21 protein-coding genes are annotated in these 23,981 nt (G+C 74.3%); 7 read left to right on the plus strand and 14 right to left on the minus strand.

The annotated features are described in order from the left end of the window. Positions 1–137: 137 nt before the first annotated feature. Positions 138–680 (minus strand): GNAT family N-acetyltransferase, encoded by a 543-nt coding sequence (locus tag J2S46_RS04960; protein ID WP_073926837.1) that lies wholly within the window; start codon positions 678–680, stop codon positions 138–140. Between the two features lie 315 nt (positions 681–995). Here J2S46_RS04960 and J2S46_RS04965 point away from each other — a divergent pair, with 315 nt between their 5' ends. Both J2S46_RS04965 and J2S46_RS04970 read left to right on the plus strand, forming a co-directional pair. Beyond that, entirely contained in the window at positions 996–1,880 is an 885-nt protein-coding gene (locus J2S46_RS04965; protein WP_191294222.1) for a lysozyme, read from the plus strand. 335 nt (positions 1,881–2,215) lie between these two features. Beyond that, complete coding sequence (locus J2S46_RS04970; protein ID WP_191294223.1) at positions 2,216–3,154, plus strand: lysozyme; 939 nt, start codon at positions 2,216–2,218, stop codon at positions 3,152–3,154. A gap of 130 nt (positions 3,155–3,284) precedes the next feature. Here J2S46_RS04970 and J2S46_RS04975 read toward each other — a convergent pair whose 3' ends face one another. Next, positions 3,285–3,914, minus strand: coding sequence for a TetR/AcrR family transcriptional regulator (locus J2S46_RS04975; RefSeq protein ID WP_191294224.1), 630 nt, complete (start codon positions 3,912–3,914; stop codon positions 3,285–3,287). Positions 3,915–4,095: 181 nt separating this feature from the next. Between J2S46_RS04975 and J2S46_RS04980 the strand changes: the two genes are divergently transcribed. Genes J2S46_RS04980 through J2S46_RS04990 form a run of 3 tightly spaced genes read left to right on the plus strand, consistent with a single transcriptional unit; the run spans position 4,096 to position 6,643 of the window. After that, the gene (locus tag J2S46_RS04980; protein WP_229913355.1) at positions 4,096–4,851 is read left to right on the plus strand and encodes an SDR family oxidoreductase; all 756 of its coding nucleotides are present in this window, start codon (positions 4,096–4,098) and stop codon (positions 4,849–4,851) included. After that, entirely contained in the window at positions 4,848–5,657 is an 810-nt protein-coding gene (locus tag J2S46_RS04985; protein WP_191294225.1) for an SDR family oxidoreductase, read from the plus strand. Before J2S46_RS04980 ends, J2S46_RS04985 begins: the two co-directional genes overlap by 4 nt. Then, a complete protein-coding gene (locus tag J2S46_RS04990) occupies positions 5,654–6,643 on the plus strand; it encodes an NADPH:quinone oxidoreductase family protein (protein WP_191294226.1) in 990 nt (329 codons plus the stop codon). Before J2S46_RS04985 ends, J2S46_RS04990 begins: the two co-directional genes overlap by 4 nt. A 136-nt stretch (positions 6,644–6,779) precedes the next feature. On the opposite strand, the gene J2S46_RS04995 is transcribed toward J2S46_RS04990, so the two are convergent. The 3 genes from J2S46_RS04995 to J2S46_RS05005 all read right to left on the minus strand — a co-directional run bounded on the left by J2S46_RS04995 (position 6,780) and on the right by J2S46_RS05005 (position 10,070). After that, a complete protein-coding gene (locus J2S46_RS04995) occupies positions 6,780–8,048 on the minus strand; it encodes a sugar ABC transporter permease (protein WP_191294245.1) in 1,269 nt (422 codons plus the stop codon). Positions 8,049–8,113: 65 nt separating this feature from the next. After that, complete coding sequence (locus tag J2S46_RS05000) at positions 8,114–8,893, minus strand: ATP-binding cassette domain-containing protein (protein WP_370882165.1); 780 nt, start codon at positions 8,891–8,893, stop codon at positions 8,114–8,116. A gap of 70 nt (positions 8,894–8,963) precedes the next feature. Then, on the minus strand, positions 8,964–10,070 hold the full coding sequence (locus J2S46_RS05005; protein WP_229913356.1) for a substrate-binding domain-containing protein: 1,107 nt from the start codon (positions 10,068–10,070) through the stop codon (positions 8,964–8,966). A 328-nt stretch (positions 10,071–10,398) separates the two neighbouring features. On the opposite strand from J2S46_RS05005, the gene J2S46_RS05010 reads away from it, so the two are divergent. Continuing rightward, positions 10,399–11,997 (plus strand): APC family permease, encoded by a 1,599-nt coding sequence (locus J2S46_RS05010; protein ID WP_307348832.1) that lies wholly within the window; start codon positions 10,399–10,401, stop codon positions 11,995–11,997. 128 nt (positions 11,998–12,125) lie between these two features. Continuing rightward, positions 12,126–12,341, plus strand: a complete 216-nt coding sequence (locus J2S46_RS05015; RefSeq protein WP_191294228.1) for a hypothetical protein — start codon at positions 12,126–12,128, stop codon at positions 12,339–12,341. Between the two features lie 59 nt (positions 12,342–12,400). On the opposite strand, the gene J2S46_RS05020 is transcribed toward J2S46_RS05015, so the two are convergent. The 9 genes from J2S46_RS05020 to J2S46_RS05060 form a co-directional block, all read right to left on the minus strand. After that, on the minus strand, positions 12,401–13,771 hold the full coding sequence (locus J2S46_RS05020) for an alpha/beta hydrolase family protein (RefSeq protein WP_191294229.1): 1,371 nt from the start codon (positions 13,769–13,771) through the stop codon (positions 12,401–12,403). A 230-nt stretch (positions 13,772–14,001) separates the two neighbouring features. Continuing rightward, positions 14,002–15,144 (minus strand): acyl-CoA dehydrogenase family protein, encoded by a 1,143-nt coding sequence (locus tag J2S46_RS05025; protein WP_307348835.1) that lies wholly within the window; start codon positions 15,142–15,144, stop codon positions 14,002–14,004. Next, entirely contained in the window at positions 15,141–16,334 is a 1,194-nt protein-coding gene (locus tag J2S46_RS05030) for an acyl-CoA dehydrogenase family protein (RefSeq protein ID WP_191294231.1), read from the minus strand. Before J2S46_RS05030 ends, J2S46_RS05025 begins: the two co-directional genes overlap by 4 nt. Continuing rightward, positions 16,331–17,572, minus strand: a complete 1,242-nt coding sequence (locus J2S46_RS05035; protein WP_191294232.1) for an acyl-CoA dehydrogenase family protein — start codon at positions 17,570–17,572, stop codon at positions 16,331–16,333. Before J2S46_RS05035 ends, J2S46_RS05030 begins: the two co-directional genes overlap by 4 nt. A gap of 1 nt (position 17,573) precedes the next feature. Next, positions 17,574–18,602: a phosphotransferase family protein gene (locus J2S46_RS05040; RefSeq protein ID WP_191294233.1), complete on the minus strand. Its 1,029-nt coding sequence runs from the start codon at positions 18,600–18,602 to the stop codon at positions 17,574–17,576. A 723-nt stretch (positions 18,603–19,325) separates the two neighbouring features. Then, positions 19,326–20,228: a Gfo/Idh/MocA family protein gene (locus tag J2S46_RS05045; RefSeq protein ID WP_191294235.1), complete on the minus strand. Its 903-nt coding sequence runs from the start codon at positions 20,226–20,228 to the stop codon at positions 19,326–19,328. Between the two features lie 20 nt (positions 20,229–20,248). Continuing rightward, the gene (locus J2S46_RS05050; protein WP_191294236.1) at positions 20,249–20,917 is read right to left on the minus strand and encodes an O-methyltransferase; all 669 of its coding nucleotides are present in this window, start codon (positions 20,915–20,917) and stop codon (positions 20,249–20,251) included. A gap of 73 nt (positions 20,918–20,990) precedes the next feature. Further along, positions 20,991–21,740, minus strand: a complete 750-nt coding sequence (locus tag J2S46_RS05055; protein ID WP_191294237.1) for a DedA family protein — start codon at positions 21,738–21,740, stop codon at positions 20,991–20,993. Positions 21,741–22,114: 374 nt separating this feature from the next. Beyond that, on the minus strand, positions 22,115–23,941 hold the full coding sequence (locus tag J2S46_RS05060) for a choice-of-anchor P family protein (protein ID WP_191294238.1): 1,827 nt from the start codon (positions 23,939–23,941) through the stop codon (positions 22,115–22,117). Between the last annotated feature and the right edge of the window lie 40 nt (positions 23,942–23,981).

Genomic DNA, 23,981 nt, shown 5'->3' on the forward strand with positions numbered 1-23,981 from the left:
CGCCGTTCCCCTCGCCCGGCGCACGTCAACGACCGCGGACGCGGGGACCGTCCGGGCCCGGGCCGGGCCGGCGCGGGCCCGGACGGCACCCGCGCCGGCGCCGCCAACACGGCCGGTCCGCGGCCCCCGCCGAACCCTCAGAGGCTCTTCACCAACGTCTCGAACCGCAGATCCGGCCGCCGCGGGATGCCGAAGCGCTCGTCGCCGTACGGGAACGGCGAGTAGATCCCGGTCCGGCTGAAGCCCCGGCGCTCGTACCAGGCGATGAGTTCGGCGCGCTGCTCGATCACCGTCATCTCCAGCGCGGCGACGCCCCACTCCTCGCGGGCGATCCGCTCGGCCTCGGCGAGGACCGCCCGGCCGATCCCGCCGCCCTGCAGGCCCGGGCGGACCGAGAACATGCCGAAGTAGGCGCGGTCGCCACGGTGTTCGAGCTGGCAGCAGGCCAGCACCTGGCCGGCCCGCTCGGTGACCAGCAGGACGCTGTCGGGCTTGCCGATCACTTCGGCGACGCCGTCCGCGTCGGTCCGCCGGCCGTCCAGCAGGTCGGCCTCGGTGGTCCAGCCTGCCCGGCTGGCGTCGCCGCGGTAGGCCGACTCGACCAGCTCGACCAGCACCGGCACATCGGCCGGGACGGCCGGGCGGAACACGGTTCGGTCGTCGGTCTGCTCGGGTGCCACGGTGCACCGTCCTCTCGTCGTACGCGGAGGCCGGCTCGGGCACCGGCCTCCCGGCATCGTGCCACAGGCCCGGTCAGGGCCCGGAGGGGCCGTCGGTCAGGGCCCGGAGGGGCCGTCGGTCAGGGCCCGGAGGGGCCGTCGCCGGGGTCCGGGCCGACGGCCCGGCGCGATCCCGGCGGGCACTGCGCCGGGCGGGGGGAACCTGGCAGCCGTTCAGGTGTGTCCGCGGGTACCGCCCGCCGGGGGCGGGTACCCCTCCAGCTCCTTCCGAGCAGGCGCCGCGAATCCCGCGCGCCCCGGCACCGAGGAGTGTTCATGCCCCGTACGTCCCGCGCCGCCCGCGCAGCCGCCGCCCGCCCGCCCGGCCACCGGCCGGCCCGCTCGCGGCGCTTACCTCGGGTGGCCGCGGCCGCCCTCGCGGCCGGCGCGCTGCTGGGCGGCGCCACCGCCCCGGCACAGGCGCAGCCCACCCGGCCGCTGCCGATCATCCTGCACCCCGACCTGGACCACGCGGGCTCGACGGTGGCCCTCCACGAGGGGCGGTCGACCAGTCCGGTCGCCCGGCCGCGGGCCGTCCAGACCCAGGGGATGGACGTCTCCAGCTACCAGGGCGACGTGAACTGGGACGCGGCGGTGTCCAACGGCGCCCGGTTCGCGTACCTCAAGGCCACCGAGGGCACCACCTACCTCAACCCGTACTTCTACGCGCAGAGCGGCGGCTCCTTCGTGGCCGGCGTGATCCGCGGGGCGTACCACTTCGCGCTGCCGAACCTCTCCGGCGCGGCCGCGCAGGCGAACTTCTTCGTCGACCACGGCGGTGGCTGGACGCCAGACGGCCTGACCCTGCCGCCGGCGCTGGACATCGAGTACAACCCGTACGGCGCGGACTGCTACGGCCTCAGCCAGAGCGCGATGGTGAACTGGATCCGCGAGTTCAGCGACACCGTCCACGACCGGACGGGCCGCTACCCGGTGATCTACACCACCACCGCGTGGTGGAGCAGCTGCACCGGCAACAACTCCGGCTTCGGCGCGACCAACCCGCTCTGGGTGGCCCGGTACGCGAGCAGCGTGGGCACGCTGCCGGCCGGCTGGGGCTTCCAGACCATCTGGCAGTACGCCGACTCGGGCTCCCTCCCCGGCGACCAGGACTGGTTCAACGGTCCGTACGACCGGGTGCAGGCGCTCGCCAACGGCTGAGTCCGGCGCCGTGGCTCCGGCGCCGTAGCTCCGGCGGTCGCCCGGCGGGCGGCGACCGGCGGGCGGCCCCGGAGGCGGCCGGCGGGCGGCCCCGGAGGCGGCCGGCGGCCGGCCGGACCGGCGCTGAGCAGGCCCGCGACCGGGGCGGCGCCCTACGCCCGTAGACCGCCCGCCGCCTCGGCGGACGGCGCGGCGGGCGGAGCCCGCGGGAAGCTCCGGCGAACTCCCGGCAGAACCCTCACCACTGTGGCGGGTACATGGCTACTCTCGTAGCGGCAACCGCGCGGACACCGTGCGGTCCGTACACGACCATGCCCAGGACCAGAGGAGTGTTCATGCACAGCACTTCCCGCTCCGCCCGCACAGTCAGCACCGGCACCGCACCTCTCCCCACCGCACCCGCCCCGGCCGCTCCCACCCCCACCGCACCCGCCCCGCCGGCCGGCCGCGACGCAGGCGCCCGCACCCGGCGCCTGCCGCGGCTGGCCGCCGCCGCGCTCGCCGCCGGCGCCCTGCTGGCCGGCGGTGCCGCACCCGCGCAGGCGGCGCGGCCCGCACCCGTCCTGCACCCCGAGCAGGACTTCGCCGGCTCGACCGTCGCCGCCCACGAGGGGAGAGCCGGCCTGCCCGACGCACGGTCACTGGCGGCCCAGACCAAGGGCATGGACGTCTCCAGCTACCAGGGCAACGTCGCCTGGAGCACGGCCGCGGCGAACGGCGCCAGGTTCGCCTACGTGAAGGCCACCGAGGGCACCACCTACACCAACCCCTACTTCACCCAGCAGTACAACGGCTCCTACAGCGCCGGCCTGATCCGCGGCGCGTACCACTTCGCACTGCCGAACGTCTCCGGCGGCGCCGCCCAGGCGAACTGGTTCGTCGGGCACGGCGGCGGCTGGTCCGGCGACGGGAAGACCCTGCCGCCGGCGCTGGACATCGAGTACAACCCCTACGGCGCGACCTGCTACGGCCTCAGCCAGAGCGCGATGGTGAACTGGATCCGCGAGTTCAGCAACACCGTCCACAGCCGGACGGGCCGCTACCCGACGATCTACACCACAGCAAACTGGTGGAGCACCTGCACCGGCAACAACTCCGGCTTCGGCGCGACCAACCCGCTCTGGGTGGCCCGGTACGCGAGCAGCGTGGGCACCCTGCCGGCCGGCTGGAGCTACCAGACCATCTGGCAGTACGCCGACTCCGGCACCCTGCCCGGTGACCAGGACTGGTTCAACGGCGCGTACGACCGACTGCAGGCCCTCGCCAAGGGCTGAGCCCCGCCCAGGAGGGGCGGCCCGGCGCGACCGACCCGCCGGCCCGCCCCTCCGTCGCGAAGCCGACGGGCCGGGGCCGGACGAGTCAGGCCAGCACGAACAAGAGCCGGACGAGTCGGGGCGGGACCGGTCAGAGCCGGGCGCCCAGCATCCGCAGCACCAGCTCGCCGTAGCGCCGGCCCAGTTCCTGCGGGGACTCGCTGCTGCGCCCGGTGTACCAGCGCGAGACGTCGATCCCGAGCGAGGTGACCGCCCGGGCGGCGGTCTTCACCTCGGCCACCTCGAAGAGGCCCGCCGCCAGGCCGTCCGCGATGATCCCGCTGACCTCACGCTCGATGTCCAGCCGCAGGCCGGCGACCACCGCGTAGTCCTCGGAGGGCAGGGCGTGCAGCTCGTAGTTGACCACCCGGCCCACCGTGCGGCCCTGGGCGTGCCAGCTGGTGAAGTCCTCGACCAGCCGGCGCATCCGCTCCACCGGGCCGCCGTCGGCACCGGCGGCGGCCCGGACCAGCTCCAGGGTGGCGGCGTGGCCGGCCCGGCTGATCTCGGCGAGCAGCGCCGCCTTGGACGGGTAGTGGATGTAGAGCGCGGCGGGGCTCATCCCGGCCGCGGTGGCGATGTCCCGGGTGGTGGTCGCGTGGTAGCCACGCTCGGCGAACGCCTCGACGGCCGCCGCCAGCAAGCGGTACGCGGCCTCGGGGCGGGGCCCGGCTCCGCCGGGGAGCGTGGTCCAGAGGTCGGCGATCGGCGTGCTGGTCATGGCGCCATCCTCCCAGAACTGCGCTGCGGGCCCACGGCCCGGCCCGGAGCCACCGGGGACTGTTGACAGGGTCTCGCACCGACAGCATGCTAAGCAAGCGCTTAGTCACTCCTGTTCCACCCCGCTCACCCCCCGCGGACGCCGTACTCCCCCCGGCCCGCCGGACGCGAAAGGACCCTCAGTGGTGCACTCCTTCAAGGGCCAGGTGGCCGTCGTCACCGGAGCCAGCCGCGGGATCGGCCTCGGCATCGCACGCGAGCTGGTGGCCCGCGGCGCCAAGGTCTGCGTCACGGCCCGGGGCGCCGACGCGCTGGCCGAGGCCGTCCAGGACCTCGGCGGACCGGAGGTCGCCATCGGGGTCGCCGGCAAGGCCGACGACCCCGCCCACCAGGAGGAGGCCGTCAGCCGCACCATGGCGGCGTTCGGACGGCTCGACCACCTGGTCAACAACACCGGCATCAACCCGGCCTACGGCCCGGTGCTCGGCACCGACGACGCCCTCGCCGCGAAGATCCTGGCGGTCAACGTGCTCGCCCCGCTGGCCTGGACCCGCCGGGCGCACGCCGCCTGGATGGGCGAGCACGGCGGCTCGGTGGTCAACGTCGCCTCGATCGCCGGCATCCGCTCCTCCGCGGGCATCGGCATGTACGGCGTCAGCAAGGCGGCCCTGATCCGCCTCACCATGGAGCTGGCCGCCGACCTCGGCCCGCGGATCCGGGTCAACGCCGTCGCCCCCGCCGTGGTCAAGACGAAGTTCGCCGAGGCGCTGTACGAGGGCCGCGAGGAGGAGGTCGCGGCCGCCTACCCGCTCGGCCGGCTCGGGCTGCCCGAGGACGTCGCCGGGGCGGTCGCCTTCCTGCTCTCCACCGACGCCGCCTGGATCACCGGGCAGACCGTGGTCGTCGACGGCGGCGTGACCCTCGGCGGCGGACTGTGAACCCGGGCACCCCGGAACTCTCCGGCCAGGACCTCTCCGGGCAGGGCGTGGTGGTGACCGGCGCCGGCCGGGGCATCGGCGCCGCCCTCGCCCGGGCCTTCGCCGCGGCCGGCGCCCGGGTGGTCGTCAACGACCTCGACGCGGCGGCCGCGGCGGCCGTCGCCAAGGAATGCGGCGGCGTGGCCGCACCCGGCGACGCGGCGGGCGAGCAGGGCGTGGCCGCGCTGGTCGCCCAGGCCCGCGAGGCACTCGGCGAGATCGACGTCTGGTGCGCCAACGCCGGGGTCGCCCCGACCGGCGGCGCCGACGCACCGGCGGCCGCCTGGGCCCTGGCCTGGGAGGTCAACGTGCTCGCGCACGTCCGGGCCGCCGACCTGCTGCTCCCCCGCTGGCTGGAGCGCGGCTCCGGCCGCTTCGTCGCCACCGTCTCGGCCGCCGGGCTGCTCACCAGCCTCGGCTCCGCGCCGTACGCCGTCTCCAAGCACGGCGCGCTGGCCTTCGCCGAATGGCTGGCCGCCACCTACCGCCACCGCGGCCTGCGGGTGCACGCGGTCTGCCCGCAGGGCGTGCGCACCGACATGCTCAGCTCCACCGGCGCGATGGGCGAGATCCTGCTCGCCCCGACCGCCATCGAGGCCGAGGAGGTCGCCGGGGCGGTCCTGGCGGGCCTGCGCGACGAGCGCTTCCTGATCCTCCCGCACCCCGAGGTCGCCGAGTACTACACCCACCGGGCCACCGACCCGGACCGCTGGCTCGGCGGCATGAACAAGCTGCAGCGCGCACTGGAGAAGGGCGGGGCCGCATGAGGGCCTGGCAGGTCGACGAACTGGGCGAGCCGAGCGAGGTGATGCGCCTGCGCGAGCCGGCCGGCAAGCCCGAGCCCGGGCCCGGCCAGGTGCGGGTGCGGGTCCGCGCGGCGGCGGTGAACTTCCCCGACGCCCTGATGGTGCGCGGCCACTACCAGGTGCGCCCGCCGCTGCCGTTCACCCCGGGCGTCGAACTCTGCGGCGTGGTCGAGGCCCTGGGCGAGGGCGTGAGCGACCTGACCCCGGGCGACCGGGTGATCGGCAACCCCGTGCTGCCCGGCGGCGCCTTCGCCGAGTACGCCCTGCTGGAGGCCGCCGCCGTGTTCGCCGCACCGGACGCGCTGGACGACGCGGAGGCGGCCGCCCTGCACATCGGCTACCAGACGGCATGGTTCGCGCTGCACCGCCGGGCCGCGCTGCGCCCCGGCGAGACACTGCTGGTGCACGCGGCGGCCGGCGGCGTGGGCAGCGCGGCCGTCCAGCTCGGCAAGGCGGCCGGCGCCCGGGTGATCGGGGTGGTCGGCGGCGCCGCCAAGGCGGCGGTGGCCCGGGAGCTCGGCGCCGATCTGGTGGTCGACCGGACGGCCGAGGACTTCGTCGCGGTGGTCAAGGAGGCCACCGGCGGTCGCGGCGCCGACGTCGTCTTCGACCCGGTCGGCGGCGACGCCTACACCGGCTCCACCAAGTGCGTCGCCTTCGAGGGCCGGATCGTCGTGGTCGGCTTCGCCGCCGGGCAGATCCCCGCTCCCGCCCTGAACCACGCGCTGGTGAAGAACTACTCGATCCTCGGACTGCACTGGGGCCTCTACAACACCCGCGACCCGCGGGCCGTCCGGGCCGCCCACGAGGAGCTGTGCAAGCTCGCCGAACAGGGTGTGGTCCGCCCGCTGGTGAGCGCCCGGCTGCCGCTGGCCGAGGCGGCGGCGGGCGTCCAGCTGGTCGCCGACGGGCGCAGCACCGGCCGGGTGGTCGTGCTCGGCGACTGAACCGGGCGGGGCCCGCGCGGACGGCCCCGCCGCGGGCGGATTCGCGGGCTTCGGCGCCCCGGCGCCCGTACCCGGGCGCGCCTCGGGGGCCGGCGGTGGTGACCGCCGGCCCCCGTAGGGTGGACCGCCCGCCGCGTCAGGCGCGGCCGGCCGCCTTCTGGGTGCGCCGGGAGAGCGAGTCGACCACGACCGCGGCCAGCAGCACCGCACCGGTGATCATGAACTGGATGGCGTTGCTCACGCCCATGATGTTCATGCCGGACTGGATCGAGCCGATCACCAGCGCACCGAGCAACGCGGACCAGGTGCTGCCGCGTCCGCCGAAGAGGCTGGTCCCGCCGATGACGGCGGCCGCGATGCAGTTCATCAGCAGGTTGCCGCCGCCGGAGGTCTGGCTGGCCGACTGGATCTGGGCCGCCAGGAAGAGGCCGCCCACCGCCGCCATGGTGGAGCAGATCATGAAGACCGAGATCCGGATCCACGAGACGTTGATACCGGCCCGGCGGGCGCCCTCGATGTTGCCGCCGAGTGCGAAGATCTGCCGGCCGTAGGTGGTGCGGCGGAGCACGAAGTCCAGCACCACGATGAAGATCAGGAAGATCAGCAGCGCCAGCGGCAGGCCCTTGTACTGGTTGAGCGTGTAGGCCACCACGAAGGCGATGACGGCCAGCACCACGGTGCGCAGCGCGATGTCGAGCGGTGGGCGGTACGGCACGCCGGCCGCGCGGCGCCGCCGGGCGTCGAGCAGGTTGGCCGCCAGGAAGAGCAGCACGCCTACCGCCGCGAGCAGGTAGGCCGCGATGGTCTGGCTGTAGATCGTGGTGTAGAGCCGGGAGACGATGTCCTTGCCGGAGAGGTTGACCGTGCCGGAGGAGCCCAGGATCTGGAGCATCAGACCGTTCCAGGCGAGGTTACCGGCGAGGGTGACGACGAAGGCGGGCACGCCGACCTTGGCGAAGAACAGGCCCTGGATCAGGCCGACGATCGCGCCGCCGGCGATGGCCGAGATCAGGGCCACCCACTCGTTGACGCCGTGGGTGACGTTCATGACCGCGAAGATGGCCGCGCAGAGTCCGCTGACCGAGCCGACCGAGAGGTCGATCTCGCCCAGCAGCAGCACGAAGACGACGCCGATGGCGATCATCCCGGTGCCGACGATCTGCTGGGAGAGGTTGGAGAGGTTCTGGGCGGAGAGGAAGGTGCTGTTCAGGCTGCCGAACACGGCCCAGATGATGATCAGGGCCAGCACCACGGGGAGCGAGCCGAGTTCGCCGCTGCTCAGCCGGCGCTTGAACTCGCCCAGGTAGCCCTTGATGCCCCCCTCCCGCACGATCAGGCGCGGGTCGACCACCGGGGTGGCGGCGGCCGCCACCGGAACGGGCGCGTTGACACCGCCCTTCGGCATGCTGTCCTCGGGCAGCGGGGGGCGGTGGTACTCGCCGTCGCCCGGCTGCGGATTGTTGTCGCTGCTCACAGTTGACCCTCCGAGCCACGCGCCTGACGGCGGGTCACGGCATTGTCCGTGGCGCCGGTGATGGCGGAGATGATCTCTTCCTTGTTGGTGTAGCGCCGGTCGAAGAAGCCGTTGTTGCGGCCGAGGCGCAGCACCGCGATCCGGTCGGCGACGGCCATCACGTCGGCCATGTTGTGGCTGATCAGGATGACGCCGAGACCTCGGTCGCGCAGTCGCTCGACCAGGTCCAGGACCTGGGCGGTCTGCTCGACGCCGAGGGCCGCGGTGGGTTCGTCGAGGATGACCACCTTGGGGTCGCCGACCAGTGCCCTGGCGATGGCCACGGTCTGGCGCTGGCCGCCGGAGAGCGAGGCGATCGGGATCCGGACGCTGGGGATGCGGATCGACAGGGTGCTGAGCAGTTCGCGCGAGCGCTTCTCCATCCCGACCTCGTCGAGGATGGTGAAGTGCCGCATCTCGCGGCCCAGGAAGAGGTTGCCGACCACGTCGAGGTTGTCGCAGAGCGCGAGGTCCTGGTAGACGGTGGCGACCCCGAGGGTCTGGGCGTCCTGCGGCCGGTGGATGGACACCGGCCGGCCCTCCCACTCGATCACTCCGTCGTCCGGCTGGTTGACCCCGGCGATCGTCTTGACCAGCGTGGACTTGCCGGCGCCGTTGTCGCCCACCAGGGCGACGACCTCGCCCGGGCGCACCTCCAGCTCGACGTCGGTGAGCGCCTGAACGGCGCCGAACCGTTTGGAGACCCCGCGCAGCGCGAGTACGGGCTCAGCTGCCACAGCTATCAACTCCCTTGTTCACCTGGTCCGTTGCTGCTGACCGGGGCGGCCCGGACGGGCCGGGCTCCGGTCAGGACAGACCCGCGTCCGCGCAGGCCGCGGCGTAGTCCGGCGTGCAGATCTGCGCGACGGTGTAGAGGCCGTCCTTCACCACGGTGTCCTTGATGTTGGCCTTGACCAGGACGATCGGGGTGATCAGGACGGACGGCACCTTGTGCCCGCTGCCGCTGGTGGAGGTCGCCGTCGCGGAGGCGGTCGGCACGCCCTTGCCCTGGGCGAGGGCCACCGCCATCGCCGCGGCCGCCTCGGCCTCCGGCTTGTAGGGCTTGTAGATGGACATCGTCTGGGTGTTGACGAGGATCCGCTGCACCGCGTCCAGCTGGGCGTCCTGGCCGGTCAGCGGCACCGAGAGGTTGGCGGCCTTGAGGGCGGTGGCGATGCCGGCCGCCATGCCGTCGTTGGCGGAGTAGACGCCGACCACGTTCTGGGCGCCGAGCGCGGTGATCGCGGCGGCGGCCTCCTGGTTGGCGTTGTTCGGGTCCCAGTTCGGGGTGTCGTACTCCTTGCCGATGGTGAGCTTGCCGTCGATGGCGCTGTGCGCGCCGGCCTTGAACTCGGCCGCGTTGGGGTCGGTCGGCGAGCCGTTGATCATGATGATCTTGCCGGCCGAGGCCTTGTCGCCGACCGCCGTCACCAGCGCCTCGCCCTGCAGCACGCCGACCTTGAAGTTGTCGAAGGAGACGTACCCGTCGATCGGGCCCTGGGCCAGCCGGTCGTAGGCCACCACCTTCACGCCCGCGTCGTGCGCCTTCTGCACCGAGGACTGGATCGACTTGGCGTCCACCGCGTCCAGGATCAGGACCTGGTTGCCCTTGGTGAGGGCGGTGTCCACCTGGGTCTGCTGGGTCGTCGCGTCCTGGTTGGCGTTGTAGTAGTCGATCTGCGCGTCCGGCGCGATGGCCTTGATCGCCTGCTCGATCAGGGGCTTGTCGAACTGCTCGTAGCGCGTCGTCTTGGTCTCGGGCAGCAGCAGGCCGATCTTGATCGGCCCGCTGGCACTGCCCGAGCCCCCGCCCGAGGACCCGGTGGACTGCTTCGCGCTCCCGCACGAGGCGAGGGTGAGCGCGACGGTGACGGCCGCGGCGGCGGCGACGATGCGGGAAGGACCTGGCTTCACTGGAATGCCTCTCAGAGTGGAGAACACCCCCCGGGATCCGAGTCTCCGGCGGCCCGCCGCCCGCGGCTATCCAGGACGGCCGAATGTGCTCATCCGGCAGGGCCGGACGGGTGACGCGGCCCCCGCGCGGCACCGGCGACGCCCGTTCGGACCGCGACCTCTGGCACCCGCGGAACGGCGGGAGGAAGATGTGAGACGCCTCCCCACCGGGGCGCCGCGCCCGCCGCCGACCGCGGCCGGAGCCCGGCGCGGACGCGGCCCGGCGCCATCGCCGGCCGCGGTTCCGCAGGCCGTCAACCAACACCTGACGAGAAGAGGGTGGGGCTCAGTGTCCACTCCCCCCGGTCCTCCCACTCCGCCTTCGCCCGGTCGGCCCACCCCGCCCGCGGCGCCGCTGGTCACCGGCTCCGGAGCCGGCGAGAAGGGGCTCAAGACCGGCGCGCTCGGCCTGGTCTCCTCGGTGGCGATCGGCCTCGCCTCCACCGCCCCGGCGTACAGCCTGGCCGCCACGCTGGGGATCATCGTGGCCGGCGTGGGCCTGCAGGCACCGATCATCACCATCCTCGGCTTCGTCCCGATGCTGCTGATCGCCTACGCCTACAAGGAGCTCAACGCCGCCGACCCCGACTGCGGCACCACCTTCACCTGGGCCGCGCGCGCCTTCGGCCCGCGCACCGGCTGGCTCGGCGGCTGGGGCATCGTCGTCGCGGACATCATCGTGATGGCCAACCTGGCCCAGATCGCCGGCGTCTACGGCTTCCGGCTGTTCGGACTGGACTCACTGGCCGAGAACACCACCTGGACCACGATCGCCGGGGTGATCTGGATCATCGTGATGACCTGGATCTGCTACATCGGCATCGAGATCTCCGCGGCCCTCCAGCGCTGGCTGCTGACCATCGAGATCATCATGCTGGTGCTGCTGTCGGTGACCGCCCTGGTGAAGGTCTACGGGTCGAGCCCGCCGGACACCGCGATCCAGGTCTCGGCCTCCTGGTTCAACCCCTTCGAGGTGGCCTCCTCCAGCGCCCTCACCTCCGGGATCCTCGCCGCGGTGTTCATCTACTGGGGCTGGGACACGGCCGTGTCGGTCAACGAGGAGACGGCCGACAGCGCCCGCACCCCGGGGCGGGCCGCGGTGATCTCCACCGTGCTGCTGCTCGGCATCTACGCCCTGGTGGCCACCGCCTCGCAGGCCTTCGCCGGCGTCGGCACCGAAGGCATCGGCCTGGGCAACCCCGACAACTCCGAGGACGTGCTCTCCAGCCTCGGCAGCGCGATCTTCGGCGACTCGGGCTTCGGCGGTTTCCTCACCAAGCTGCTGATCTTCATGGTGCTGACCTCCTCGGCGGCCTCCACCCAGACCACCATCCTGCCGACCGCCCGGACCACCTTCTCGATGGCCGCGCACAAGGCCATCCCCTCCCAGTTCGCCCGGGTGCACGCCCGCCACCAGACCCCGACCTGGTCGACCGTCGGGATGGGCATCGCCTCCATCGCCTTCTACGTGCTGCTGACCTCGATCAGCGACAACGTGCTGGCCGACTCGATCGCCTCGGTGGGCCTCGGCATCGCCTTCTACTACGGGCTCACCGGGTTCGCCTGCGTCTGGTACTACCGCCGGGTGCTGACCCGCAGCGCCAAGGACTTCATCTTCAAGGGCGTACTGCCGCTGCTCGGCGGGCTGATGCTGCTCTACTTCTTCTGCTACGCGGCCTTCGACGTCTACGCCCAGCCGGACTACGGCAGCACCACCGTCGACCTGCCGCTGTTCGGCGAGACCGGCGGCGTGACAGTGATCGGCATCGGGGCGCTGCTGCTCGGCGTCGTGCTGATGCTCGTCCAGTGGGCCGTGCAGGGCTCCTGGTGCCGCCACCCCGACGTACCGGTGAGCGCGGCCGACCCGGCATCGGCACCGGAGTCCTGAGCCCCGTCGCCGGGCCGGCCCCCTCCCCCGGCGGCCGGCCCGGCGGCCTCCGATTTCCGTCACATCGGTTGGCCTGGGCGAATGGAGATCACACTTGCATTCGGCCGCCCAGGGGTGATGATGAGGAAATGACAGCTCAGTACAGGGCATGGGCGTGGGCGGGTGCGACCCTCGGGGCACTGGCAGCCGTCGGACTGGCGGTCTACGCGATGGTGGGGGACCTGGGGACGGCGGACCGGGCGGCGTCCGTGCTCGGCGCCGTGGTGGGGCTGGCCGCGCTGGTCACCTCGCTCTACTCGCTGCGCACGCCGGCCCCGGCACACCGGACCGACCACGACGGCTGAGCGAGGGGCCCGGCCCCACCTGAGCCGTGCCGGGGCCGGGGATCGGGCCGGCCGGAGGATCAGGGCTCGTGGCGCATCTCGGGGAAGCGTGCCGACGGACCGTCCAGCAGGTGGTCGTCCCGGCCCCGCAGCCATCGGTCGAAGAACGAGGCCACGTAGGCGCGGGTCGCGGCGACGGCCCGCTCGGGGCGCACCGTCCCGATGTCGTCGGCGACGGTGGCGGCCGGGGCGGCGTCCTGCCGGGCCAGCTGGGGCAGCAGCGACTCGGCGTCGGTGTAGGAACCGTGCCGGGACCCGGTCAGGGTCACGTCCGCGTGCCAGCCGCGGGTGTGCTGCCAGAAGGCCTGCCAGGAGGGCTGCTGCTGGTGGCTGCCGGAGTCCGGGTTGTCCGTGCCCATCAGCAGGAAGGGCACGTCCAGGCCGTCCTGGACGGCGGTGCCGAAGGGGCTGCCGGTGCTGTCGGGCAGCGGGAACTCCATCGTGCCGTCCAGGTTGACGCCCGCCTTGATCCGGGGGTCGTCGTGGATGGCCTGGGCCGCGGTGAACCCGCCGGCGGAGTGGCCGACCATGCCGACCCGCCCCAGGTCGAGGACGCCCGCCAGGCCGCCCGGCACGGCCCCGTCCGCGGATCCGACCGGCCGGTCGCCGCCCGCGTGCAGGGCGGTGAGGCGGTCCAGCACCAGGCGGACGTCGTCCACCCGGGCCTGCACGGCCTTGCGCAGGACGGCGTCGATCGCCGCCGGGTCCTGCAGGCCGGCCAGGTCGGGGAAGACCGACTCCGCGAGGCGCCCGCCCGGGAACTCCACCTCGGAGGCCTCGTAGGTGTGGTCGACGGTGACCACGACGTAGCCGCGCGAGGCCAGGTCCTCCACCAGGCCGGTGTTCCAGGTGCGGGGATCGCCCAGGCCGGCCGAGTACAGCAGGACCGGGCGCGGGCCGCCGGCGCGCAGGGCGGGAGCGTCCTGCCGGGCGTGCGTGCGGGTGGCCGACCAGTTGGTCCGGCCGGGCGGCAGACCGTAGTTGAAGGTGCCGGCGCCGCGCGGGGTGCCGAAGTGCGCGGCGGCGAGCGGTGCCATCTGCGGGGCCCGCGGGCTCGGCGTCCCGGTGGCCGGGTACCAGAGGCTGATCATCAGCTCCCTGGTCCGGTCCGGGTGCCAGGGGTCGGGCCGGCCAGGGTCGGCCAGCCGGAGCGAGGTGGTGCCCACCGCGAAGGGTCCGGTGGGCACCGGGAGCGCCGCGGTGGCCGGTGGGCCGGAGGCACCGGCGGGTGCGGCGGCGGCCGCCGGGCCGGCCAGCACCCCCAGCAGGGTGGCCGTCGCGGCCAGGGCCAGTGCCGCGGCCAGGCGGCGCCGGCCCGCCCCGGCGCGCGGGTGCGCCGCGGACGGCGGCGCTGCGACTGCTGGTGCGGCGATCGGTGACGAGGCGTGCATCGGCCCTGGTTCCTCCCGTCGGCCCGCCTCCGTGCGGTGGGCCCGTGACGCCGACGGTACGGCGGGGCACCGGCACCGCACGTCATACCCCGGAGCCAACTCCTCCTCTCATACCGGCGTATGACCCCCGGTAGGCCGATCGGCCGTGGCGGCCCGCCGGAGCCGGTCCCGCGCCCCGAAAGCGCTGGGAGCGGGACCGGGCGGCGGCCGGACGTGGCCCGGCGGACCGGTCAGACGTGCGGCATCCGCGGCAGCGGCCCGCCCGGGGCCGGCAGCGTCGCCAGGGTGGCCAGCGAGGCCCGGTGCCGGCCGGGCGTGCCGAGGGCCAGCTGGTCGGCCTTGGCGCGCTTCAGGTAGAGGTGGACGGGGTGCTCCCAGGTCATCCCGATCCCGCCGTGCAGTTGCACGGCCTCCTCCGCCGCGCGGACGGCGACCGCGCCGCAGTGCGAGGCGGCGACCGCCACCAGGACGGCGGCGTCGGCGCTCCCGGTGGCCAGCGCGTCGGCCGCGGCCCGGGCGGCGGCCCGGGCGCCCGCGATGTCCAGCCAGAGATCGGCCAGCCGGTGCTTGAGCGCCTGGAACGAGCCGACCACCCGCCCGAACTGCCGGCGCTCCCGCAGGTACGCCACCGTGGTGGCCAGGCACCACTCGGCCAGTCCGAGCTGTTCGGAGGCCAGCAGTCCGGCGCCCGTCAGCAGGGCCTCCCAGAGCACGGCCTCGGCCTGGTCCGGCCCCACCAGCAGCCGGCCGGGGGCGCCGTCCAGCCGGAGGTCGACGAGCGGGCGGGTGAGATCGAGCGAGCCCCGGGCGGTCACCGTGACGTCGGCCCCGTCCACGGCGTACAGGCCGGGCCCGGCCGGGCCGTCGGCGGGGACGATCAGCAGGCCGGCCCCCGGCACGTCGGCGACCGAGGTGACCGCACCGGTCAAGGCGCCCGCCGCGTCGGCCCGTACGCCGAGCGGGAAGGGCGCGTCGGGCGCGGTGGACAACGGTACGGCGAGCGCGGCCGTCCGGTCACCGGCGCACAGCGCGGGCCACTCCCCCGCCGCCAGCTCACCGGCCGCGAGCAGCACGGTGGTGGCCAGCACGGCGCTGCCCAGGAACGGCACCGGCGCGCAGGCGCGGCCCAGCTCCTCCAGCACCACGGCGGTCTCGCGCAGCGAGGCCCCGGCGCCGCCGAGCGCCTCGGGCACCTGGAGCGCCACCACTCCGAGCTCCTGGGCCAGCGTCCGCCACAGCCCGGTGTCCTGCGGTTCGGGCCCCTCGCACCGTGTGAGGACGGCCTGCGGCGGGCAGCGGTCGGCGAGCAACGCGCGGACGGCGGAGCGCAGGTCCTCCTCCACCTCCGAGTACAGCAGGTCGAGTTCGGTCATCGGGCCGACTCCTTCCAGGGCACGTCCTTGTCCGAGCGGGGCTCGGCGGGCAGGCCGAGGACGCGCTCGGCGATGATGTTGCGCAGGATCTCGGAGCTGCCGCCCTCGATCGAGTTGCCCTTGGCCCGCAGGTAGCGGTAGCCGGCGTCGCGGCCGGTGAAGTCGACCAGTTCGGGCCTGGACATCGTCCAGTCGCCGTAGGCGAGCCCCTGCTCGGCCAGCAACTCGACCTCCAGTCCGGTCAGTTCCTGGGCCAGCCGGGCGAAGGCCAGCTTCGCCGCGGCCCCCTCAGGGCCCGGCTGGCCGACCGCGAGCTGCTGGCGCAGCCGCTCGCCCGTCAGCCGGAGCACCTCGGCGTCGGTCCAGCCCTGGAGGAGCCGCTGGTGCAGCTCGTGGGTGCGCAACTCGGGGTTCCGGCGCCAGGTTTCGGCGAGGATGCCGATCAGGCCGCCCTCGCGCGGGGTGCGCTGGCCGCCGATCGCGACCCGCTCGTTGTTGAGGGTGGTCTGGGCGATCCGCCAGCCCTCGCCGACCGCGCCGAGCCGATGGGCGTCGGGGATCCGCACGCCGGTCAGGAAGACCTCGTTGAACTCGGCCTCACCGGTGAGCTGGCGCAGCGGCCGGACGTCCACGCCGGGGTCGGTCATGTCGCAGACGAAGTAGCTGATGCCCTGGTGCTTGGGGACGTCCGGGTCGGTCCGGGCGAGCAGGATGGCCCAGCGGGCGAGATGGGCGCTGGAGGTCCACACCTTCTGGCCGTCCACCGTCCAGCCGGCGTCCGGGCCGTCGCCGTCGCGGACGGCGCGGGTGGCGAGCGCGGCCAGGTCCGAGCCGGCACCGGGCTCGCTGAAGAGCTGGCACCAGACCTCCTCGCCGGTCCACAGCGGGCGCAGGAAGCGGCGCTTCTGCTCCTCGGTGCCGTAGCGCAGGATGGTGGGGGCGGCCATCCCGAGCCCGATGCCGATCCGGCGCGGGTCGTTGTCGGGGGCGCCGGCGGCGGCGAGTTCCGCGTCGACCACGGCCTGCAGGGCGCGCGGGGCGCCGAGGCCGCCGAGGCCGGGCGGGAAGTGCACCCAGGCCAGTCCGGCGTCGAACCGGGCCCGCAGGAACTCCAGCGGTTCGGTGGCCGCCGGGTCGTGGGCGGCCAGCAACTCGGCTGTACGGATGACGAGTTCGTCGGCGCTGGTCATCGGCCGGCCTCCCGGTGACGCTTGAGCTCCCGGCGGGCGAGCGAGCGCTTGTGCACCTCGTCCGGGCCGTCGGCCAGCCGCAGGGTGCGATTGCCGGCCCAGAGTTGGGCGAGCGGGGTGTCCTGGCTGACGCCGGCCGCGCCGTACGCCTGGACGGCCTTGTCCAGGATCCACTCCACCGTGAGCGGGGTGGCGATCTTGATGGCCTGGATCTCGGTGTGGGCGCCCCGGTTGCCGACGGTGTCCATCAACCAGGCGGTCTTCAGCACCAGCAGCCGGGCCTGCTCGATCCGCACCCGGGACTCGGCGATCCAGTCCTGCACCACGCCCTGCTCGGCCAGCGGGCGGCCGAAGGCGACCCGCTCCAGGGTGCGGCGGCACATCAGCTCCAGGGCGCGCTCGGCGATCCCGATCGCCCGCATGCAGTGGTGGATCCGGCCGGGGCCGAGCCTGGCCTGGGCGATGGCGAAGCCGGAGCCCTCCTCACCGATCAGGTTGCCGGCCGGGACCCGGACGTCCTCGAAGGTGATCTCGGCGTGCCCGCCGTGGTCGGCGTCGTCGTAGCCGAAGACCCGCATGCCGCGCCGGACGGTCACCCCGGGAGTGTCGCGCGGCACCAGGATCATGCTCTGCTGCCGGTGCGGTTCGGCGGACGGGTCGGTCTTGCCCATCACGATGAAGATCTTGCAGGCCGGGTTCATCGCCCCGGTGATGTACCACTTGCGGCCGTTGACCACGTACTCGTCACCGTCGCGCTCGATCCGGGTGGCGATGTTGGAGGCGTCGGAGGAGGCCACCTCGGGCTCGGTCATCGCGAAGGCGGAGCGGATCTCTGCGTTCAGCAGCGGCTCCAGCCACTGCTTGCGCTGGTCCGCGTCGGCGAACTGGGCCAGCAGCTCCATGTTGCCGGTGTCGGGCGCGGCGCAGTTGAGCGCGGCGGGCGCCAGGTGGGGGCTGCGGCCGGTGATCTCGGCGAGCGGCGCGTACTGCAGGTTGGTCAGGCCGGCTCCGCCCTCCCCCGGCAGGCTGTGCCGATCCTGGAAGAACAGGTTCCACAGGCCGAGGCGGCGGGCGTGGGCCTGCAGTTCGGCGACCACCGGCGGGATGTCCCAGTGCTCCCTGGCCGGGTCGGCGAGCTGCTCCTCCAGCACGGCCTCGGCCGGGTGTACGTACTCGTCCATGAAGGCGAGCAGCCGCTCGCGCAGCTCCAGGGTGCGGGCGTCGTACGAGAAGTCCATGTCAGTGCTCCTTGAGGGCCGCGAGGCCGTGGTCGACCAGGATCGGGCCCATCTCGCCGGCGCGTTCGAAGCCGGCGCCGAGGGTCTTGCCCTGCTGGTAGCGGAAGTGGATGCCCTCGGCCACCACGGCGAGCTTGAACGAGGCGAAGGCGACGTACCAGCCGAGCGTGGAGACGTCCCGGCCGGAGAGTTCGGCGTAGCGGGCGACCAGCTCCGGGGCGGCCGGGTAGCCGGGGGCGGTGGCGGCGGCCGGGATGATCCCGCCGCCGGCGCCGGCGAGTTCGGTGTACATCACCAGCAGGCCGAGGTCGGTGAGCGGGTCGCCGAGGGTGGACATCTCCCAGTCCAGTACGGCGGTGATCCGGTCCTCGCCGTCCACCAGGACGTTGTCCAGCCGGTAGTCGCCGTGCACCAGGGTGGGCGCCGGGGAGTCGGGGAGCCGCTCGGTGAGCAGCGCGTGCAACGCGTCGACGCCGGGCAGTTCGCGGCTCCGCGAGGCGGCGAGCTGGGTGCTCCACCGCCGGAGCTGGCGGGCGAGGTAACCCTCGGGGCGGCCGAAGTCGGCCAGGCCGACGGCGGCCGGGTCGATGGCGTGCAGCCGGACCAGGGTCTCGGCCAGGCCGAGGCCGAGCGCCCGGACCCGCTCGGGGCCGAGCGCGGTGAGGGCGGCGGCGTCCCGGTGGGCGACGCCGGGCACGTAGGACATCAGGTACCAGGTGGCGCCGATCACCTCGGTGTCCTCGACCAGCAGGTGGGTGTCGGGCACGGGTACGGGCGTGGCCCGCAGGGCGGTCATCACCCGGTACTCGCGGCCCATGTCGTGCGCGGTGGCGAGGACGTGGCCGAGCGGTGGCCGGCGCAGCACCCAGCTGGACGCGCCGTCGGAGAGGACGTACGTCAGGTTGGAGCGGCCCCCCTCGATCAGCTCGGCCCGCAGCGGGCCCCGGACCAGGCCCGGCAGCTCGCGGTCCAGGTGGACGCGCAGCCGCGCCAGGTCCAGGCCGGGCGGGTCGGCGGGGGTGTCGGACATCGGCTCGCTCCCAAGCGTTTCGGTGACCCGCCCGGCGGAGGCCCCACCGGGTGACTAAGCGCTTGCTTAGCATTCAGCCGAGGAGGGCACCCTGTCAACGCCCCCACCCCGATCGGTGCGTCCGAGCGGCGCCCGGGGGCCCCGCCCCCGGGCGAGCGGGGGTCTCGACGAGCGAGCGGCAGGTAGCCGGCGGAAGAGCGGGAGGCAGGCGGTGGGCCCGCGGCGGTCCTTGCCGGTTCCCGGGTGCGGGCGCGGGCGCAGATCCCGGGCGCGGGCCGCGGGCGGACAGTGACGCAAGCCGCCGGGGATGCATCACAACTCGGCCTCACCGCATGCCCGTTGACTGGTGCGGCCGTCCCGGGCCGGGGATGCTCGGGGTACCACCGAGGTGCGGCGGGCCACCGAGGGGGCGCCGTGGGGGAACGCTCAGGAGCGGCCGGGCGGAAGCCCCGGCGGACCTTTCGGCGCGCGCCCCGACGCGCGCCGGGTCCGCTGCTCGCACTGGTTCGACTGCTGTGCGCAGCGGCGGTCATCGGCCTGCCGACCAGTGGCGCGTGCAGCGCGACGCTCTTCGCCTTCACCGGCCGGTTCGACCCGATCGCCCAGCACGTCCACGTGCACCCGTTCCGGGGCGGCCCGCGCTGACCCGGGTGCGGACGGCAGAGGGGCGGCCCGGCCGGACCACGCCCCCTCCGGCGGGGCAGGTCCGTGCCGGGCCTCGGGTCAGCGGAGGTCCACCGGCCCGCCGGTCGCCAGCGACCGCTCGGCGCCGGCCAGGATCTCCACCACCCGCAGACCGAAGGCCGCGTCGCAGGGGTGCGGCGTGCCGGTGCGGGCGGAGTCGAGCAGCGCGTCCACCGCGCGGTGCAGCGCCCGCACCGGCCCTTCGCCGCGCTCCGGCAGGTGCACCACGCCGGCGCTGCCGCGCAGCTCCATGCCCGTGCCGCCGGCCTCCACCGGCGCGGTCAGGCTCAGCGCCAGGGTGCTGGAGGCGCCGCCCTCGTGCCGCAGCACCAGGTGCACGGTGTCCCGGGGGCCGGAGGCCGCCGTCACCCGGGTCGCGTCGCCGAGCACCGGCAGCAGGACGGACAGGGCGTGCGGGCCGACGTCCCAGAGCGCGCCCTTCTCCTCCCGCCAGGGCGAGGCCGCGTACGGGCTGCTGCTGCCGGGCGCGAAGACCGAGCCGAGCCAGTCGGAGCGGCCGGTGAACCAGCCGCCGACCTCCGCCTGCTTCTCCAGCCAGGGCCCCTGCTCGCCGCCGAAGCGGACGGTGAAGAAGACCACCGAGGCGACCTCGTGCCGGGCCACGGCGGCCGCGAGCCGGCGGGCGTCCGGCACGGTCAGCGCGACCGGCTTGTCCAGCAGCAGGTGGCAGCCCGCCTCCGCCGCGCGGACGGCGAGGTCCGGCTGGACGCCCGGCGGCAGCGCGATGGAGACCGCGTCCACGTCGGCGAGCAGGGCGTCCACGTCCGGGTAGGCGCGTACGCCGTGGGCCTCGGCGAGGGACTCGGCCGCCTCCGGCCGCCGCCCCCACACCCCCACGAAGTCGATTCCGGGGTGCTCGGCGAGCACGGGAGCGTGCACGCGCTCCGCCCAGGGCCCGGTTCCCAGCAGTCCGATCCGCACGTTCTCGCTCCTCCGATGGTTCAGCCCTGTACGCGGGCCAGCGTGAATCCGTCGTAGCCCTTCGCCCCGACCGTCTGGACGGAGGTGGCGGACACCCGGGGCTCGGCGGCGATCAGGTCGTGCAGCGCCCGGGTGCCGATGACGCTCCGGTCGGCGCTGTCCGCGTCGGCGACCGCCCCGCCGCGCACCACATTGTCGACGATGATCAGTGAGCCGGGCGCGGTCAGCTTCAGCGCCCGGGCGAAGTACTCCGGGTTGCCCGGCTTGTCCGCGTCGATGAAGACCAGGTCGAAGGGCTCCGCCCCGTCGGCCTCCAGCGCCGCGAGGGAGTCCGCGGCCGGGCCCAGCCGCACCTCGGCGACCTCGCCGAGGCCGGCCCGCTCCAGGTTGCGGCGGGCCACCTCGGCGTGCTTGGGGTCGATCTCCAGGGTGATCAGGGTGCCGTCGGCGGGCAGCGCGCGGGCCAGCCAGATCGCGCTGTAGCCGCCCAGCGTGCCGACCTCCAGGATCCGGCGGGCGCCCTGGGTGAGCGCGAGCAGGTGCAGCAGCTTGCCCTGGTTCGGCGCCACCGCGATGTGCGGCAGCCCGGCCTCGTCGGCGGCGGCCGTGGCGGCCTCCAGCACGGGATCGTGGCCGATCAGGGTCTCGGCGAAGTAGTCGTCGACCGCGTCCCACTGCTGCTGGCTCACAAGGCCCTCCACATGCTGCGTCGTCACCGCCGGGATTCCCGCCCGATGCTACCCCGCCGGGACTGCCGGACCGTCAGTCCGCCGCGGGCGCCACGGCCGTCGCGGGGGCGGTCGCCGGAGCCGCGGCGGTGCCCGGAGCGGCCGGCTCCGGCGCGGTGGTGCCGGTGGTGCCGGCGGCGGGTTCGGGTGCCGCGTCCAGCAGACCCTGCGCCTCGTCCTCCGCCCTGGCCTTCGCGGCCCGGCGCTTCAGCAGCCAGGCGGAGAAGGCCCCGCCGAGCGCGGCGAGCACCAGGCCCACCCAGGAGAAGCCCTTCAGCCACTGCTCGACCACCTTGCCGACGTGGTAGACCAGCAGGGTCGTGCCACCGGCCCAGACCACACCGCCGAGCACGTTGGCGATCAGGAACTTCCAGTACGGCATCCGCAGCGCGCCGGCGAGCGGCCCGGCGAAGATCCGCAGCAGGGCGATGAACCGACCGAAGAAGACCGCCCACATGCCCCACTTCTGGAAGGACCGCTCCGCGCTCGCCAGGTGCTCAGGCCCGAAGTGCCGCGGGAACCTCCGCCCGAGCTTCTCGAACAGCGGCTTGCCGCCCCGGCGCCCGATCGAGTAGCCGATCGAGTCCCCGATGATGGCGCCGAGGATCGCGCAGATCGCGATCCACCACGGGCTGACCACACCGCGCGAGGACAGCAGGGCCGCCGAGACCAGCGCGATCTCGCCGGGCAGCGGGATGCCGAGGCTCTCCAGGCCGATGATCAGCGCGATCAGTGCGTACACCCAGCCAGGTGGGACGCTCTCGATCCAGGCGTCGATGTGCAAGGCCGGTTACCTCCGTGGCAGGACGAGACGGTGGTCTCGCCGTTTCAGGATTGCGCGGGTTCGGGGTGCGGTCCGGGGTGCGTCGGCCCGCACCCCGGAAGGGCAGCCTAATCCCCCGGCACCCCGCACCCGAAGCGAGCCCGCTGCTGAGAACGCTCCGGCCGGGTTTCCGGTTCCTTGATCCGTCTTTGGGAATTCCTTGGGACGGCCCGCGCACGGGCGGGCGGGCGGGCGGACGAGCGGACGGGCGAGCGATGGCGTGGGCGTGGGCGATGGGCGATGGCGATGGGCGGGCTTACGGGCGGGTGACCCGGCGGCGGGCCCGGCCATCGGGACCGCCGCCGGCAGTGCGAGGTGGCAGGGAGACGGAGAGGTCAGGACGCGGGGCAGGTGTCGGCGGTGGTGAGCAGCGCCGCGGTGCTCCTGGCGATCGTGAGCTGCACGCCGGTGAGGAGGTTCAGCGAGAGCGCGGTGACGGTGACGCCCTTGTCCCCGGCGACGGGCGTCCGCTGGTTGACGACCAGCGAGCCGACCAGCGGCAGGCCGATGACGGTGTTCGGCGCGGTGTCGGCGGAGACGGCCACCCCCGCGACGCGGAGGTTGACCAGGGTGGTCGCACCGGTCAGGTCGACCGCTCCCGGCCCGGTGCCGGTGAGCGGCTGCCGTGCCTGGGCCTCGGTGCCGACCAGATCGGCCGTGATCAGGCCGCCCAGCAGGTTGATCCCGGCGCTCCTGGCACGGGCCGCGGCGACACGGGTGCCGTCGGCCCCCACGGTGCCTGAGGCGTCGGTGGTCAGCACGCCGAGGCTGCCGACGGTGCCGAGCCCGGCGCCGAGCACCGTGTCGCCGTCCTCGCCCGGCAGCGAGGTGCAGGAATGGGCGGAGGCGGGCAGCGGACCGACACCGACCAGCGGCGAGGTGAGCCGCACACCGTGCGAGCGCGCGTCGAAGACCGGCGCGTCGAAGGTCACCGCGGCGCAGCCGGGCAGGTCGACGCCGACCCGGGCGGTGATCGCCGACCCGCACACCTGGTAGGTGCCGCCGGTGGTGGAGGTGAGCCGGACGGTGGCCGTGCAGGCCTGCTGCCCGGCGGCCAGGTCACCGTGCACGGTCACCGTGCCCTGCGTGGCGTCCGCGGTGGCGGTGCCGGAGCCGCAGCCGGTGGCGGCGCTCGCGCCGTCGAGGGTCAGCCCGGCGGGCAGCTGCGCCGTGAAGGACCAGCCGTTCTTCGCGGCCAGCTCGCCGGTGTTGGTGACGGTGAAGGTCAGCGTGCTGGGGGCGCCCACGGGCAGCCGGGCCGGCCCGAAGCCCTGGTCGAGCTGCGGGGTGGCGTCCAGCAGCCGGATGTTGTCGATCGCGCCGTCGTTGCCTCCTCCGCCGGCCTGCTCGTTGACCAGCCGGATGCCGGCCGCATCGCCGGTGAACAGGACCGAGCCGTTGCTGGCGTAGGTGCCCACGGAGGTGCCGCCGATGACCCGGCCGGGCCGGAGGCAGGGGTCGATGGGGGAACTGAACGCGGGGCGCGCGGTGCCGCCGTCGAGCAGGTAGAAGGCGAGCAGCGGGTGGTTCGCGAAGCAGTTCTGGGCCGCCGCGTCCACCGAGAAGGTCAGGAAGCGGTTCTCCGCGCTCAGCGGGATCGGCTGCACGGTCTCCAGCTGGGTGCGTCCGGCGCCCGGATCGCCCGCGGTGTAGGCGGTGAGCGAGTGGTTGGTGGCGGCGTCCTCGCCGGCCCAGGTGGCCAGCGCGGCGGCCATCTGCTTGTTGGCCTCCCAGAAGCTGCCGCAGTTGACGCCGGCCGGCGGGGCGGCGGGGGCCTGCGCGGAGACGATCAGGCCGTTGCAGGCGGTCAGCCAGGCCGGATCGGCGGTGTACCGCTCGGCCGGCGGCGGGGCACCGGTGTAGTCGGTCAGTGCGGTCACCGCGGCACCCTGGCCGTTCTCGAAACCCTCGGTGAACACGGTGGTCGGGGCACTCGGCGTGCCGGCGTGCCCGGGCGCGTTCGCCACGGCGGGCCCGGTCGCGGCCAGCGATCCGGCGGCCAGCACGGTGACGCCCAGCAGCGCGGTGGCGACCGAGCGGGCTCGCCGTCGCCCGCCCGCCCGTCCGGATCCGCGCCGGCGGATCCGCCGCCTCGGTGCCGCGTCGGCCGGACCCGTGCCGGTTCCCCTCAGCTTGAAACCCCTCCACCTGGAGCCACTCATCCCGCACCCCTCTCCTGCCGTCCGACCGCTCGCCACGGCC

This window comes from Kitasatospora herbaricolor (assembly GCF_030813695.1).
GTDB classification, from domain to species: Bacteria; Actinomycetota; Actinomycetes; order Streptomycetales; family Streptomycetaceae; genus Kitasatospora; species Kitasatospora herbaricolor.

Excerpts from the sequence above, each read along its gene's own strand:
- J2S46_RS05015 (WP_191294228.1), top strand. The coding sequence starts at position 12,126 with ATGACAGCTCAGTACAGGGCATGGGCGTGGGCGGGTGCGACCCTCGGG.
- J2S46_RS04965 (WP_191294222.1), top strand. The coding sequence starts at position 996 with ATGCCCCGTACGTCCCGCGCCGCCCGCGCAGCCGCCGCCCGCCCGCCC.
- J2S46_RS04995 (WP_191294245.1), bottom strand. The coding sequence starts at position 8,048 with ATGCCGAAGGGCGGTGTCAACGCGCCCGTTCCGGTGGCGGCCGCCGCC.
- J2S46_RS04970 (WP_191294223.1), top strand. The coding sequence starts at position 2,216 with ATGCACAGCACTTCCCGCTCCGCCCGCACAGTCAGCACCGGCACCGCA.
- J2S46_RS05040 (WP_191294233.1), bottom strand. The coding sequence starts at position 18,602 with ATGTCCGACACCCCCGCCGACCCGCCCGGCCTGGACCTGGCGCGGCTG.
- J2S46_RS05030 (WP_191294231.1), bottom strand. The coding sequence starts at position 16,334 with ATGACCAGCGCCGACGAACTCGTCATCCGTACAGCCGAGTTGCTGGCC.
- J2S46_RS04975 (WP_191294224.1), bottom strand. The coding sequence starts at position 3,914 with ATGACCAGCACGCCGATCGCCGACCTCTGGACCACGCTCCCCGGCGGA.
- J2S46_RS05020 (WP_191294229.1), bottom strand. The coding sequence starts at position 13,771 with ATGCACGCCTCGTCACCGATCGCCGCACCAGCAGTCGCAGCGCCGCCG.
- J2S46_RS04990 (WP_191294226.1), top strand. The coding sequence starts at position 5,654 with ATGAGGGCCTGGCAGGTCGACGAACTGGGCGAGCCGAGCGAGGTGATG.
- J2S46_RS05035 (WP_191294232.1), bottom strand. The coding sequence starts at position 17,572 with ATGGACTTCTCGTACGACGCCCGCACCCTGGAGCTGCGCGAGCGGCTG.
- J2S46_RS05025 (WP_307348835.1), bottom strand. The coding sequence starts at position 15,144 with ATGACCGAACTCGACCTGCTGTACTCGGAGGTGGAGGAGGACCTGCGC.
- J2S46_RS05060 (WP_191294238.1), bottom strand. The coding sequence starts at position 23,941 with ATGAGTGGCTCCAGGTGGAGGGGTTTCAAGCTGAGGGGAACCGGCACG.